The organism is Paenibacillus sp. FSL R10-2748 (assembly GCF_038005565.1).
Lineage (GTDB): Bacteria > Bacillota > Bacilli > Paenibacillales > Paenibacillaceae > Paenibacillus > Paenibacillus polymyxa_B.
Genome location: NZ_JBBOTK010000001.1, coordinates 518,423 through 531,967, shown reverse-complemented (window position 1 = coordinate 531,967; position 13,545 = coordinate 518,423). Strand labels below are relative to the sequence as shown.

The following is a 13,545-nucleotide window of genomic DNA, read 5'->3' as shown; positions in this document are numbered from 1 at the left end:
GAGTCTTGGAACTGCCAAGGCTTGCGGAGGGAGAGACTGACATTGGAGTTTAAAGGAGCTATGGGTGGTATTTACCGCCTGACCGAGTGGATTACCCGACTGGCGGCTACAAATTTGTTATGGGTGTTATGTTCGTCGCCTTTTGTATTCTGCCTCATACTGAAACTACTTGTAATGAATCAGAATTTGGCTAATGAGTCTTTACAAATGAACTGGGCGATGGCTATTTTGGCACCGCTTACTTTATTTCCAGCCACATCGGCTATGTTCACAGTGGTTCGCAAATGGGTAATGGGTGATACCGATACGGGCGTGTTTCGCACCTTTTTTAAAGGGTATAAAGAGAATTATAAGCAGAGTCTGATCGGGGGTATCTTTTACACATTGCTGTTTGTCATCATGTATGTGGATTATACCGTATATATGACACAACTCAGCAACTTGCAAATCGTGGGCGTAATTATGCTTATTCTTATCATTATTTTGCTTGTGTCTATGTTTAACTTCTTTTCGATGGTGGCTCATTATCATATGTCTACCGGACAAATTATTAAAAATGCGGTTTTATTGACGCTGATTCGACCATTCCGTGTATTTTCCACCATGCTCGGCAGCGCCGTTGTTATATTTATTGGAGTCAAATATCCTGTGCTTTTCCTATTCTTCATCGGCAGCGTGGTTGCCTGGTTCGCTTTCTTTAATTTTTATGGAACATTCCTCAAAATGCAAGATCAAATGGAAAAGATGAAGCAGAAAGATGAAGATACGGCAACCATTGAAGACAAGAAAAGTGATAACCTCTAAAAATAAAACATATTTCTCCTAGCATTTACTTTCTGAGTGAGAAGCGCTATAATAAGGTCACATCCTGCGATGCACGTTACGGTCATTTGTTGTTTTGAACCAATGACAATGTCTAGGGAGATCTATACGGATGAACAGCTGAAAAGCCCTGTCAATTCCTGACAAGGGGACTTCAAAAGTTTATTCTGCGGTCACCCACCTGCTAAAGCAGGTTCAGAAGACGCTATGGTCGGACGGCATCGGCGGGTACTCCAAAGATAATGAATACACTCTGTTCATGCTTCGTGCAGAAACAGGGTGTTTTTTGTATGTAACAATGTTAAACTAAGACATGAGGTACTAAGGTCGCATACCACAGGTATGGTCGGTTAAATTTTTGTTGTTTAACGTTTTTATAAAGCGCTTGCAGCAAAAAAACCGATGTGCTGCATTATGGCAACGATTATCGTGAAGGAGGAAATGTCTTGTCGTTGAAGAGGACTCTGGTAGGGATTGTGCGCAGCCAAGAAGGTACAAGCGACCGGGTCAAGGACCCCCAAATGAAGACACGCTATTATAACTTATCGAGAGACAAGGCTTGGGAAGAAGTATCATCTATTTTGAAAAAAATTCCTGGCTACAAGGTACTCCATGAGGTAGCATCCGTAGGTGAGATTACGTTAGAGAAGCGAACGGCGTTCGGTAGAACTGTCGACATTACCGTTTCTATATTGTCCGTCTCGCCAGTTCGGAGTGCGGTGGATATTTATTCTGCTTCGCGCGGATCGCTAGGGGACTTGGGCGCGAATTACCGCATCATTTTGCAACTGTTCGCTGTGATTGACAAGAAGCTGTCCGCTCACAAGGTCGTGCAGTAATTGTAGATGTGTGAGCAGTGATGTGGCAGACAAACGTCAAAAAAAGCGAGGAAGGCAACCCTTCACTCGCTTTTTTAATATTCAGTCTTGATTTAGACGAGTTTTTTCACTGCTGCAATCGCTTGCTCATAGTCAGGGTGCTCGGACATTTCGCTCAAGTATTCTACGTAAGCGATTTTATCATTTTGATCAATCACAAAAATAGCTCTATGATCCAAATGGAATTCCTTGATGAACACACCATAAGCTTCGCCGAAGGAATGATCCTTATAGTCGGACAGTGTCAATACGCGGTCGATACCGGCAGCACCGCACCAACGAGCTTGAGCGAAAGGCAAATCGACGCTGACAGTCAGCACTACGACTTGATCCCCAAGGGAATCAGCTTCCTGGTTAAAACGTCGAGTCTGTGCGTCACACACGCCTGTATCCAAAGAAGGAACAACACTGATCAATTTGACTTTGCCTGCAAAGTCTTGGAGCGTAGCTGCTTCTAGCAGGTTTTTCTGTAATTTGAAATCAGGTGCCTGATCTCCAACCTTCAGTTCAGGACCTAAGAGTGTCAAAGGATTGCCTTTAAAAGTAGCAGCTCCTGTACGTTCTTGTGCCATATGTAATAGCCTCCTTGGTTTTTAGCATTGGTTATCGTTGCCGAAATCTATTATAATCTTTTATAAAAGACATTGTCCAATTTGAATAAGGTGGAGACACCCATGAAGGAAGGATTGCCTTGATTTTTTTACGTTATGAGAACTGGAAAAGTTATTTGCGGTTTTACCCAGTAACCTGTCTGATTTTGCTCATTAATATTGTGATGTTTATTGTACTCACCGTACAGGGTGGATCGGAAAATAGTTTGACGTTGATCCGATATGGAGCTTTGATTAATGAAGCGCCATTCACTGATCAATTGTGGCGATATGTATCAGCCATGTTTTTACATGCAGGGTTTGATCATCTTCTGTTCAATTCCTTCGCCATACTCGTCTTTGCTCCTCCGCTGGAGCGTTTGCTGGGGTCCTTCCGCTATGTGTTATTGTATCTGGTCACGGGCATTGTAGGGAACATACTGTCCATCGCGCATTACAATATGATGACGGAAACGACAGTCTCTGTAGGAGCTTCAGGAGCGATTTATGGCATCTATGGAGCATTCCTATACGTTGCCCTGTTCCAGCGGTCACTGATGGATGACGCCTCGCGTAAAACGCTGTACACGCTGCTTGGGTTTGGTATCCTGTTTTCTTTCGCTGTAGCGAACATTAACTGGACCGCTCACTTCGGGGGATTGCTCAGTGGGTTTTTCCTTTATGGATTAATGATCAGATTGACTGGCCAACGCAAACGTCACTAAAGATAGTTTTACGGTAAGTTAGCAGGGGAAGAAAGAGGATGATGTTCGATTGACGTCTTCTTCCGGATGTTGAAAAACAGATTGGAGCGAATATCGGAGTGGAATTACGACAGTTGCAATACTTCATGAAGGTAGCGCAAAAAGAACATGTCACTCAGGCAGCCGAGGAGCTACATGTGGCGCAATCTGCGGTAAGTCGGCAAATTCATCAGCTTGAAGAGGAGCTGGGAGTCAATCTTTTTATGCAAAAGGGTCGCAATTTGCAACTTACGCCAGTGGGACAACTATTTTGCAAACGGGTTGAGACGATTATAAAAGATCTAGAGCGAGCTGTTTTAGAAGTTCATGAGTTTTTGGATCCTGAGGGGGGCGAAATCCGCATCGGTTTTCCGCACAGTTTGGGGATTCATCTTATTCCTACGGTGGTGGCTGAATTCCGAAAGCGGTATCCCAATGTTAAATTCAGATTTAAACAGGGGATGTACCCGAGTTTAATTCGTGATGTGTTAGCGGGTGAGGTGGATTTGGCTTTTGTATCTCCTTTTCCGGATCGTCATGATCATGTAGAGGGGGATGTGGTGCTGACCGAGGAGTTGTTTGCTGTTCTCCCGCCCAATCATCCTTTAGCTACGGCCAAACACATTACGCTGAGTCAGCTTAAAGGAGAAAAATTCATCCTGTTCAGAGATGGATATTCGTTACGTCCGATTGTCTGGCAGGCTTGTCTGGAGGCGGGGTTTACGCCGGATATCGCTTTTGAAGGTGAAGAGACAGATACGATTCGCGGATTAGTTGCGGCTGGTATGGGAGTCAGTCTTTTGCCTGAAATGGCGTTGTTTCAGACCAACCCGCTTCAACCTGCAAGAGTGTCGATTGTTGATCCAGAGGTCACGCGAACTATTGGCTTGATTCATCGCAGAGATGACAAACTACCATTAGTTGCAAAGTCATTCCGAACTTTTTTGTTGCAATATTTTGGCCTTAAAGGTAGTGCTGCTACTCCGAATGGAAGTGCTAAAGCGGATTTAGGGCAGTGAGTATAGCTGATTGGTTTTAGATAAAGGAAAAAGGTTGTTCCTCTTGGTGGAGGAACAACCTTTTTTGTAATACAAGCAATTAATCCCGGCTGTTAAAGATACCGATTAAGCGGATTAGTTCCAGCAAGGAAACGAGAGCTGCAGCCACATAAGTTAGTGCAGCAGCATTTAATACTTTGGCTATACCCCGTTCTTCATCACTACGGATAAACCCTTCGGAAACCATAATTTCTCGGGCGCGGTTGGAAGCATTGAATTCAACCGGTAATGTAATTAATTGAAAAGCGACAGTAGCCGAGAAAAAGATGATACCCAAGCCAATCAGGTTCGTGTAGCTGAATAAGAAACCGGCAATCAGCAGAAACGGTGCAATCCCGGAAGCGAAGTTTACGATCGGAAAGATCCGGTGACGGAGTGCCAGCATGGGATAATGCTCTTTATGCTGAATGGCATGACCAACCTCGTGACAAGCTACGGCAACTGCAGAAATGGATTTTTCATAATAAACGGGCTCGGACAGCCGTACGACTCTTTGTATTGGATCATAATGGTCAGATAAAGCACCAGGTACTGGTTCAATAGGCACATCATGCAAACCATTGCGATCCAGCATGTGCCGAGCTGCATCATAACCGGTCAACCCATTTTCGTTTGGGACATCAGACCATTTATTAAAAGTACCTTTTACACGGAATTGCGCCCATAAGGATAATCCGAACGCAAGAATAATCAATATATACATACCCATCATAAAGCAACCCTCCATTATTGTTCATCACTAGCCCGGGCATCTACATCATAGAACTATGCTCCAGCAGATACTTCAGAGCTTCGATACAAGCGGCGCTTTGTGGTAGTAGACCAGTAAGCAACTTGCGCGCTTGAACGGGCTTGAGCTGCCCCAGAAGAGGCTGTAGTTCATTGACTTCACGTTCCAGACGCTGCATGTGCATCTCTAGACTCGTTAGTTTGTCCGTGACGTGCTCTTCCCCCGCGACCGAGTTCCATTTAATCAGTGTCTGTCTGATTTCCTCGAGGCTATATTTCTCTTGTTTCATTTGGTTAATACGTTCAAGCCTGTTTAAGGTTTCATCATTATAAAGCCGATAATTTTTCAATGATCGTTCTTCAGGTGTGATTAAACCAAGCTTTGTGTAATAATCAATAGTTCGTTCGCTGACACCAGCCGCCTTGGCTAGCTCACCAATTCGATACAGCTTCATATCCCCATCTGTCTTCACCTCGCGCTCTTCGTTCAACCTTCAATATTAGCATTTGCAAACGGAGTGTTTATAAAGAATATTTTACATGATTCCCAACCATACAGTCAAACGTCATGCTTTTTTTCGGACGGAAACAAGCTACTTTTATAGTTAGTAAATGTGACATGGATTGTTTGGGAACGTATTTTTTTAACATAATAAAAAAAATCTTGTCAACTTTCATGTATTCTGATTATAATGACAATAAGAATTTCACGAAATGTAAAGAAACTTAACATTCGAGGGAGTGGGCTTCATGAGAAAAAAGTGGTTAGTTGTATTATTGGCCATGCTGACAGTATTAGCTTTTCCGGTAGGTGCATTTGCTGCTGACGGTCCGACAAATATTCAACTTCAAGCTGGGCTAAACACGGCCTTTACGTTCTTGGCATTTATACTTGTATTTTTTATGCAAGCGGGATTTGCATTGCTGGAGGCAGGCTCGACACGAATGAAGAATGCGGGCCATGTCGCTGGTAAAACGATTCTCACCACGGGTGTTGCGGCTTTGTCCTTCTGGGCACTTGGATTTGGATTCGGCTTTGGTAATGATGGCGGCAACGGATTTATGGGACTGACGGGTTTCTTCATGAGTGGTACGGATGCTGCAGTATCGTTTGATGCTCTTTCAGGTCTGGACGTTCCGATTACAATTATGTTTTTGTTCCACTTTGCTTTCGCTGCGGTATCACTTTCTATCGCATGCGGGGGGATGGCAGAGCGTGCAAAATTAAGTGTATACATTATCTTCGGTATTTTATTCTCCATCGTAATCTATCCGGTTGTAGCTCACTGGGTGTGGGGCGGCGGATGGCTTGGTAAGTTGGGAATGCAGGATTATGCCGGTTCGACGGTAGTCCATTTGACAGGCGCTACGGCGGCACTCGTCGCTACACTGCTGCTCAAACCGCGTCTGGGCAAGTTCAATAAAGATGGCAAGCCGAACATTATCCCTGGTCATAATCAGGTGTACTCTATCTTGGGTGTTATTATTCTCTGGTTTGGTTGGTTTGGATTTAACCCAGGTAGTGCTGTATCGGCTATGAACGACGGATTCTTTGGATATGTGGCCTTGACTACCAATATTGCTGCTGCGGCAGGTGGAGTTTTCGCTTTGCTCGTATCCTGGATGGTATACGGAAAGGCAGATATTCCTGCTATGTTAAACGGTGTGCTGGCGGCTTTGGTTGCCATTACTGGTTCTTGTGCCTTTGTAGCACCTTGGGCGGCACTGGTCATTGGTGCAGTTGCAGGGATCGTCACTTTCTTCACAGCGCAATGGTTTGAGCGTGCAAGAGTAGATGACCCGGTATATGCTTTCTCCGTGCATGGTGTTGCAGGGATGTGGGGCGCAGTGTCCACAGGGTTCTTCGCTACTCCTGAGCTTGTAAAAATAACAGGTGTAGGTCAAGCGGGTCTGTTCTATGGTGGTGGATTTACCCAATTAGGAGTACAGCTGCTTGGACTGATTGGCACCTTGGCTTTCGTGTTCGTCATTTCCTTCATTATTCTGGGTGCGATGAAAGCAATTATGGGTATTCGCGTTACGGAAGAGGAAGAAACGATGGGACTGGATATCAGTGAACACGGTACGTACGGGTATCCTGAGCAAATGAAGTTGGTTGCTGAGGCTGAAAAGCGTTCTGGAATTGTGAACTAATATGTAAAATATAAAGAACCAGTATGGATGAGCGGAGGAGATGGAAGTATGGAACTGCAAAATATGGCCCCTTGGGTGAGTTCCGCCGAAGTGATAGATCATGCAGATACACCTGAATCGCTAAGGCAGGCCAGGGTCGACTCTCAAAAATGGCTGCTGGCTTCCCAAGCCTCCGCTCCGTTATCAGACTGGTTACGAACGGCGAATGAAATGCATGACCGCATCGCGGCCAGAGCTGTACAAATGTGCGAAAAAGGGATGGTTGAGGATGGCTTCGGCCCTCCTCCCGTCCCTTACGCATTTATAGCCTTCGGAAGCATGGGGCGCTCGGAATCGACGCTGTGGAGTGACCAGGATAACGGTATGATTATCAGTGACACAATATCTGCTGACAAAGAATTGTATTTTAGAGAGTTTGGTCGCAGAGTGTCTGCGATGTTAGAGTATTTGGGATATCCCAAATGTGAAGGGAAAGTAATGTGCTCGGAGCCGTTGTGGCGTCAAACATTGTCTGGATGGCAAAAACAGCTAACGAAATGGTCGGATGATTTTGCTTGGGAGCCGATCCGTTATCTGATTATCTCGTCTGATATGAGGCATATCGCTGGAGATGAGCGACTATCTGCAAACTGGAAACGAAGTTTTTATGAGTTGTTCCGAAAACATCCTGATTTACCCTCGGCGGTACTTAGGAACACAGTGAGGCATAAAGCGACACTTAATATTTTAGGTCAGATCGTTACCGAGCGCTTCGGTGAGCATGCGGGCGATTTTGATGTGAAATACGGATTGTACATTCCACTGGTGAACGCAGTCCGTTTTTTGGCGTTGCAACATGGTGTAGAGGAAACCTCCACCTTCAAAAGGCTCAGTCGTCTCGCATCACTGGAAGCGGCACCGTTGCCTTTACTCGATGCTTGCGAGCGAGCCTTTCGGATTGCGCTTCAGCTACGAATGGCTACGCCAGTGAAAGAGAATGATGGATTGCTGGTCAGCAATGGCTACCTGGCTGTAAAGCCGCTGAAACAAGGTAAAGGCTGGCATGAGTTGCGCGAGGCGCTTTCGACGGTACGACGGCTGCATCGTGCGTTGCAAAGGCAGTTGCGATTTATGGAAGGGAGAAGGTCATGAAGGAACCGGCGCAGGGAAGTGGCTTCTGGAGCGCTCTCCGCAGAGGAGGAGTACCGTCTGCGATCGCATCTGTAATGGGGGCTCCTACGGCTCAGCAGATGGCGTTTATTCGCTCCTTAACCCGGGAGCAACGGCGCTCTGAAGTATTGCGGACCCCGCTGGATCGTTTGGAGACGGTAGTTTTTGATCTGGAGACAACGGGATTTTCAGCACAGCATGGAGATGAGATTTTATCGTTCGGGGCGATTCGGGTTGTCGGGGACATGATTATGGAAAAAGAGCAGTTTTATACGCTTGTTAATCCACGGACTGTGATTCCTGAGCACATTACCGAGCTAACTGGGATTACCCGGGAAATGACGGATCAAGCTCCACCACTTATGAATGGACTGCACGACTTTATGTCCTTTGTAGGTGGGCGAGTACTTGTAGCACATGCTAGCGCTCATGATAAGGCCTTTTTGAATGCTGCGTTATGGAAAACATCTAAAGTCCAATTGACTCATCGTGTTCTGGATACGATGATGCTTGCCAAATGGCTCGAGCCACAGCAACATCAAACCTACAGTTTGGATGAATTGTTGGCCTACCAATCCATTCCGATTGAAGGGCGGCACCATGCGTTAGAGGATGCGAAAATGACGGCTAAGCTGTGGGTTGCGTATGTTCAGGAAATGCTGAAGCGTAACGTGACCAATTTGGCAGATGTCTACGCGCATTTAAGTCATGCCTGATTCAGTACAAGGCATAGCATTCATATACACATAAAAACAGCAAGTTCGCGATTTCGTGGGTTTGCTGTTTTTTTGCGTCCTGTTCAGATTTAGAAGGTTAGAGGTGGGAACAGTATGGGCATCCTATGGAGAAGGTAAGGGTCATTAGATGAAAGACAGGTGATAAGACGTGAAAAGATTTCTTTTCATCAGAGCGATGGTTATGCTGGTTGTGGTTGGGGCTTCATGGGGAGTTATTGCAAACACAACTTATGCAGCAAGCCTGTCCATAAAAAATGTACCATTAAAAGAGGAATATGGTAGAGAAAGAGTTGAAGCTGAGAAAGAGGTAGAGGCTGAAGCACATGCGGTAGAGGTAATGAAAAAGATAAAGCCTGGTCAACGGCTTCCTTCTTTGATTTTAAAGGGGTTAAATGGCAAGTCCTACGATGTAGGGGCCACGCGCAATAAAGCTTTGGTTATTAGCTTTTGGGCTTCGTGGTGCGACCCGTGCCGATTAGAAGCACCTATGCTGAATGAGTTGTATAGTAAGTACAAAGATGATGTGGATGTTTATGGTATCAATGTAACTCGCTATGATCGATTGGAGGATGTACAGAAGTTTTCCCGCTCTTTGGATCTCCAATTTCCCATTTTACTTGATGAGCAAGGAGCATTGTTTGAACGATTTGGAGGGGTGGCTTTTCCGACCCATGTACTGGTTGATCATCATGGACAGGTCCGCGAAATCATAATCGGAATGCTCAGTGAGCAGGAGTTGGAACGCAAAATAAAAACTCTTCAAAAAAAGAAGGTGTCTTTGGGAGCCGAGTAGACCGCCAAAGGCACCTTATAGCTCATGCGAGCACCTGATTAGTGATTAACTAATCCATGATGAGTAAGCTCTGCCTGATCGTTTTTTGGAGTTGGTGCTTCCAACAATGCGTAACGGAAACTGTCCAAGAGAGCTTCCCAGCTGGCTTCAATTACATTTTCGGATACACCTACATTACTCCAGACGTCCTCGTAATTTTTAGACTCAATGAGCACACGTACCTTGGCGGCGGTGGCATCCTTTTCGTCAAGCACACGTACCTTGTAGTCAGCCAAATGCATGTCCCGCAAGGCAGGGAAATACTGAGAAAGAGCCTTGCGGAGTGCGTTATCGAGCGCGTTGACAGGACCGTTGCCTTCAGCTGCGGTATAGACACTCGTCCCTGCGACATTCAGTTTCAAGAATGCCTCGGATACGACCGGGCGGCCGGCTGTTTTCTCTACCAGCACTTTAAAGGACTCAAAAGAGAACATTTCCTTCACTTCACCGCCTGCTTCACGAATGAGCAGTTCCAGCGAAGCATCCGCGCCTTCAAACTGGTATCCCTGATGCTCCAGTTCCTTGATGCGGCTAATTACGCCACGTGCCTCATCACTGGATGGGTCAAGGGTGATGCCCAGCTCTTGCGCTTTGGATACCACGTTGCTTTGCCCGGCCAGTTCGGAGACCAAAACCCGCTGCTTGTTCCCCACGAGTTCAGGAGCGATGTGCTCATAAGTTCGCGAGTCGCGCAGAATGGCTGACACGTGAATGCCCCCCTTATGGGCAAAAGCTGCATTGCCAACATAAGGCTGGTTCACAGGCATATTGACGTTGGCGACTTCGCTCACAAAGCGGGCTGTATTGTGGAGTTGATTTAACTTTTCAATATCTAGACAGTCGTAGCCCAGCTTGAGCTGCAAATTAGGAATGACGGAGCACAGGTTAGCGTTACCACACCGTTCACCGTAGCCGTTGATGGTACCCTGAACCTGCCTTGCGCCTGCTTGTACAGCACTTAGAGAGTTCGCTACTGCCAATTCGCAGTCATTGTGTGTATGAATACCCAACTGTGACCTCGTTATCTGGCTTTGCAGCATAGTGACAATTTCCCGAATCTCATGCGGTAGGGTACCGCCGTTTGTATCGCACATCACGAGCCAATCCGCGCCTGCTTCTTCAGCTTTTTTCATAACGGCCATTGCATACTCGGGATTATTTTTATATCCGTCGAAAAAATGTTCGGCATCAAAAATAACCTCCATGCCCCCTTGCTTTAAAAAGGCGATGGAGTCGTAAATCATAGACAGATTTTCCTCCAGTGTCGTCTGTAAGGCGGTGTGTACATGAAAATCCCATGATTTACCCACAAGTGTAGCAGCCTGAGCGCCGGATTCCAGAATTCGTTGCAGATTGACATCCTGTGCTGCGATGCTATCTTTGCGGCGCGTGCTGCCAAAGGCGACAATCTTTGCCTGAAGGCCCAGCTCTTGTACCCGTTTGAAAAATTCGATATCCTTGCTGTTGCTTCCGGGAATCCCGCCTTCAATATAATGAACACCGAGATCATCGAGTTTTTTGGCGATTTTCAATTTGTCATCAGCAGACAAGCTAATTCCTTCTCCTTGAGTGCCGTCTCGCAGCGTTGTGTCAAAGATAGAAATAGCGGTGGACATGAGGGACTCCTCCTTTGCGGATTGCTCAGATTGGTGATGCTCTGCTTTTTTAAGCACATTAATTTAGTTGTTTAACGCTTAAAAACAGGAAAGCGTTAGTTTGTCGTGTTCGTATGTTAGTCGATTATATCAACTTATGACTTCAATTGTAATATATAATTATCATTTTTAGCCGCAAAACCATTATTTTTATGTAAAATAGAAATAGCATTTAAAAGTGTCTCAAGTATAAAATCAAAACACATATTCCCGCGATGATGGGTGAATTTACAGTTAAAAAGAAGGGTTGAGCATGAAAGATGTCAGTGCTTATTATCCGGCTGGTGGGCGAGTTATTCTGCATGTGGATATGAATGCATTTTATTGTTCCGTTCATGCAGCGGAGGAGCCGGAGAAATATAAGGGACTGCCTACCGCGGTGGCAGGCAGTAGTGAGCTGCGCAAAGGTGTAATTGTAACCTGCTCTTATGAAGCCCGACGATTGGGTATTTCAACAGGGATGGTCGTTCAGCAGGCTCGCCGGATCTGTCCACAGCTCATTGTAATACAGCCTGATTTTCACTTGTATCGTCGTTATTCCAAAGCATTTATGAGCATTGCATATTCGTATACGCCTATGCTTGAAGCGACTTCAATTGATGAGTGCTATCTGGATATTTCTGGCTCCAAACAGTTTGGAACACCTATGGAAATTGCTGAGGAAATCCAGCGCAGAGTAGAAGACGAGCTGGGCCTGCCCTGTTCAATTGGAGTTGCTCCTAACAAGTTGCTGGCCAAAATGGCTTCTGATCTGAAAAAACCACGCGGGATATCTATTCTACGTTTGCGTGATGTACCCAATATTTTGTGGAACCTTCCTTGTGGTCAATTGTTTGGTGTGGGCCGCAAAACGGCAGATAAGCTTCTACAAATGAATATTCGTACCATTGGGCAACTAGCTAAGGCCGATGAGCATATGCTGGTTGGCGTATTTGGTGTGACGGGTTCGTGGTTAAAATTGGCCGCTAACGGAATTAACCATTCACCAGTCAGCACTGAACGGGAGCCAAACAAGTCCATTGGTCACACGACTACCCTGCCTATGGATGTGGTAAAGCTGGAAGAAGCCCAACGGGTACTTCTTAACATTAGTGATCAGGTGGCCCGGCGGCTTCGACGACACGGTATGCTGGCAGGAGGTATACAATTGACGATTCGGACGCCGGATATGAAGACCTTTACGCGTTCTCAAGTCAGGAGCACTCCTACGGAAAGTGCAGAGGACATATATAAGGAAGCTTGTGCGTTGTATCGTCGCCATTGGGGAGAAGATAAGCCTGTACGCTTACTGGGGATTACGTTACAGCAGCTCATTCCAAAGGAGGAAGCGGCCGTTCAAATGGATCTATTTGAATACCAGGATCAGCCTAAGAAAGAAAGCTTATTGAAGACGATGGATGCACTGCGCGATAAGTTTGGTGAAAATGCAATTTTGACCGCTGGGATGCTGGGAGATGATCCTTCGGTACTTCTTCGCAACTCCAAGCTGCGCGGAACTTCGCTGCAAAAAGACAATCTACCAACTCCGGAGTGAACTTTTGGATAGATTATTGCAAGCATCAGAAGCTTACGTTATAAGCATTTTTTACACGAAGGATAAAGGAAAATAATTTGTAATAATATTGGGTTTGTATTAATATGTGAATAGAATGTAAAAGCTGGTTTGTTTGATTGTATAGGAGGAAGAGAAAAGTTATGGCTAAATACACTTGGGTAGAAAAAGATACATGCATTGCTTGCGGAGCCTGTGGCGCTACAGCACCTGACATTTATGATTATGATGATGAAGGTTTGGCTGAAGTGATCTTTGAAGGGGATGCAAACCAAGGCATCAAGGCAATCTCGGATGATTTGTTTGATGATATGCAGGATGCTTGTGACGGTTGCCCTACAGATTCCATTAAAGTAGCAGACGAGCCGTTCAATAAAGAAGGTTAAGCGTAGGCTTCTTTGATAGGCACAGCACCGACAGCTCCCTTCGCCGTATAACGGTGAAAGTAAGCTGTCGGTGCTGTTTTTTTAGATTATAGAATAGTTCAGCGGAGCTGAGCCATTCTATAATCTAAAAAAACTTCTGCCAAACGCGGTCTGGCTTCCGTGAAAGTCCATCGATAGACGTTTTTTTTATGTGCTGTCCATCGAGTCTATTTTTACCGATATACATAATAGGAAGTATGCAAGATTACACGATCAGGAGG

Annotated in this window: 14 protein-coding genes and 1 other RNA gene; 11 read left to right on the top strand and 4 right to left on the bottom strand. The window is 45.6% G+C overall.

Annotated features, from left to right (window positions below; translation table 11 throughout):
- Positions 1–42 precede the first annotated feature (42 nt).
- From NSS66_RS02455 to NSS66_RS02445, 3 genes are all read left to right on the top strand, one after another.
- Positions 43–804, top strand: a complete 762-nt coding sequence (locus NSS66_RS02455; protein WP_023988019.1) for a YesL family protein — start codon at positions 43–45, stop codon at positions 802–804.
- A gap of 58 nt (positions 805–862) precedes the next feature.
- Positions 863–1,057, top strand: a non-coding RNA gene (gene ssrS, locus NSS66_RS02450) — 6S RNA.
- Positions 1,058–1,268: 211 nt separating this feature from the next.
- A complete protein-coding gene (locus NSS66_RS02445; RefSeq protein ID WP_013309718.1) occupies positions 1,269–1,661 on the top strand; it encodes a DUF1499 domain-containing protein in 393 nt (130 codons plus the stop codon).
- A gap of 92 nt (positions 1,662–1,753) precedes the next feature.
- Here the strand turns inward: NSS66_RS02445 and tpx are convergent, their stop codons facing one another.
- Complete coding sequence (tpx, locus tag NSS66_RS02440; protein ID WP_053325164.1) at positions 1,754–2,272, bottom strand: thiol peroxidase; 519 nt, start codon at positions 2,270–2,272, stop codon at positions 1,754–1,756.
- 119 nt (positions 2,273–2,391) lie between these two features.
- Between tpx and NSS66_RS02435 the strand changes: the two genes are divergently transcribed.
- Both NSS66_RS02435 and NSS66_RS02430 read left to right on the top strand, forming a co-directional pair.
- Entirely contained in the window at positions 2,392–3,015 is a 624-nt protein-coding gene (locus tag NSS66_RS02435) for a rhomboid family intramembrane serine protease (protein ID WP_023988021.1), read from the top strand.
- A 98-nt stretch (positions 3,016–3,113) separates the two neighbouring features.
- Positions 3,114–4,052: a LysR family transcriptional regulator gene (locus tag NSS66_RS02430; protein WP_023988022.1), complete on the top strand. Its 939-nt coding sequence runs from the start codon at positions 3,114–3,116 to the stop codon at positions 4,050–4,052.
- Positions 4,053–4,131: 79 nt separating this feature from the next.
- Here the strand turns inward: NSS66_RS02430 and NSS66_RS02425 are convergent, their stop codons facing one another.
- The gene (locus tag NSS66_RS02425) at positions 4,132–4,803 is read right to left on the bottom strand and encodes a zinc metallopeptidase (protein ID WP_013309722.1); all 672 of its coding nucleotides are present in this window, start codon (positions 4,801–4,803) and stop codon (positions 4,132–4,134) included.
- Positions 4,804–4,843: 40 nt separating this feature from the next.
- The gene (locus NSS66_RS02420; protein WP_023988024.1) at positions 4,844–5,275 is read right to left on the bottom strand and encodes a MerR family transcriptional regulator; all 432 of its coding nucleotides are present in this window, start codon (positions 5,273–5,275) and stop codon (positions 4,844–4,846) included.
- Between the two features lie 295 nt (positions 5,276–5,570).
- Here NSS66_RS02420 and NSS66_RS02415 point away from each other — a divergent pair, with 295 nt between their 5' ends.
- The 4 genes from NSS66_RS02415 to NSS66_RS02400 all read left to right on the top strand — a co-directional run bounded on the left by NSS66_RS02415 (position 5,571) and on the right by NSS66_RS02400 (position 9,653).
- A complete protein-coding gene (locus NSS66_RS02415) occupies positions 5,571–6,974 on the top strand; it encodes an ammonium transporter (RefSeq protein ID WP_023988025.1) in 1,404 nt (467 codons plus the stop codon).
- Positions 6,975–7,022: 48 nt separating this feature from the next.
- Positions 7,023–8,105, top strand: coding sequence for a DUF294 nucleotidyltransferase-like domain-containing protein (locus NSS66_RS02410; RefSeq protein ID WP_316243536.1), 1,083 nt, complete (start codon positions 7,023–7,025; stop codon positions 8,103–8,105).
- Positions 8,102–8,839, top strand: a complete 738-nt coding sequence (locus NSS66_RS02405; protein WP_023988027.1) for an exonuclease domain-containing protein — start codon at positions 8,102–8,104, stop codon at positions 8,837–8,839. The genes NSS66_RS02410 and NSS66_RS02405 overlap by 4 nt, the downstream gene beginning before the upstream one ends.
- A gap of 169 nt (positions 8,840–9,008) precedes the next feature.
- Positions 9,009–9,653, top strand: coding sequence for a TlpA family protein disulfide reductase (locus NSS66_RS02400; RefSeq protein ID WP_076264296.1), 645 nt, complete (start codon positions 9,009–9,011; stop codon positions 9,651–9,653).
- A 38-nt stretch (positions 9,654–9,691) separates the two neighbouring features.
- Here NSS66_RS02400 and cimA read toward each other — a convergent pair whose 3' ends face one another.
- Positions 9,692–11,308, bottom strand: coding sequence for a citramalate synthase (gene cimA, locus NSS66_RS02395; RefSeq protein ID WP_028542818.1), 1,617 nt, complete (start codon positions 11,306–11,308; stop codon positions 9,692–9,694).
- Positions 11,309–11,600: 292 nt separating this feature from the next.
- Between cimA and NSS66_RS02390 the strand changes: the two genes are divergently transcribed.
- Positions 11,601–12,881 (top strand): DNA polymerase IV, encoded by a 1,281-nt coding sequence (locus NSS66_RS02390; protein ID WP_023988030.1) that lies wholly within the window; start codon positions 11,601–11,603, stop codon positions 12,879–12,881.
- Between the two features lie 161 nt (positions 12,882–13,042).
- Complete coding sequence (locus NSS66_RS02385) at positions 13,043–13,285, top strand: ferredoxin (RefSeq protein ID WP_023988031.1); 243 nt, start codon at positions 13,043–13,045, stop codon at positions 13,283–13,285.
- The last annotated feature ends 260 nt before the right edge of the window (positions 13,286–13,545 follow it).